General features: G+C 40.3%; 1 protein-coding gene. It reads left to right on the top strand.

The window, feature by feature from the left end; genetic code table 11:
* The coding region (locus tag BN587_RS02295; protein ID WP_303684787.1) for a type ISP restriction/modification enzyme at window positions 1-762 on the top strand (762 nt) is incomplete at its 5' end.
* Window positions 763-848: the final 86 nt, after the last annotated feature.

The raw sequence follows: 848 nt of genomic DNA, 5'->3' as shown, positions 1-848 counted from the left end.
CTTACTGTTTTACTTAATGATTATGTATGTGATGTCCATTATGTTGGTGACACTCAATGTTTCCCTCTCTACTGGTACGAAGAAAAGCAATCTAGTACGGAGCAGAATATCTTTGCTATGTCCACAGAACCGCAAGAAAAAGAATACATTCGTCATGATGGCGTTACCGATTACATTTTGCAGGAAGCAAGAGAAAAGTACAGGACTAACGCTATTACGAAAGAGGATATATTCTATTATGTTTACGGTTTCCTGCACAGCGAAGAATATCGCAAGCAATTTGCTGCGGACTTGAAAAAGATGCTGCCACGCTTGCCGTTGGTTGAGAATGCCGTAGATTTCAAAGCCTTTAGCGAAGCAGGCCGCAAGCTGGCTGACCTGCATTTGAACTACGAAAAGCGTCCGAAGCCGGAGCAGGTAATTGTAGAGCGTAAAGCAGATGATTATATCGTCGAAAAGATGAAATTCAAGAGTAAGCAGGATAAGAGCGTCATTATCTATAACAATCATATCACCATTAAAAACATTCCTTTGGAGGCATATGATTATGTAGTTAACGGACGTAGTGCAATCGAATGGATTATGGAACGCTATCAGGTGAAGATTGATAAGGCAAGCCAGATTAAGAATGATCCTAACGATTGGGCAAAGGAGCATAACGATCCTACATATATCCTTGATTTGCTTTTGTCTGTTATTACTGTCAGTCTGGAAACAATGAAGATACTAAAGGGATTACCTAAAGTGGAATTTGATAAGTAAATATTGATTGCAGCGTCAAATGTTGCATAACGCACCTACACCCAAAACACTAAAGGCGTTCTACCCAACTGCGGTAGAACGCCTTT

It is taken from the genome of Phascolarctobacterium succinatutens CAG:287, from assembly GCF_000434895.1.
Classification (GTDB): Bacteria; Bacillota; Negativicutes; order Acidaminococcales; family Acidaminococcaceae; genus Phascolarctobacterium_A; species Phascolarctobacterium_A succinatutens_A.
The sequence above is the reverse complement of the archived record's forward strand: the minus strand, read 5'-3'. Positions and strand labels throughout refer to the sequence as shown.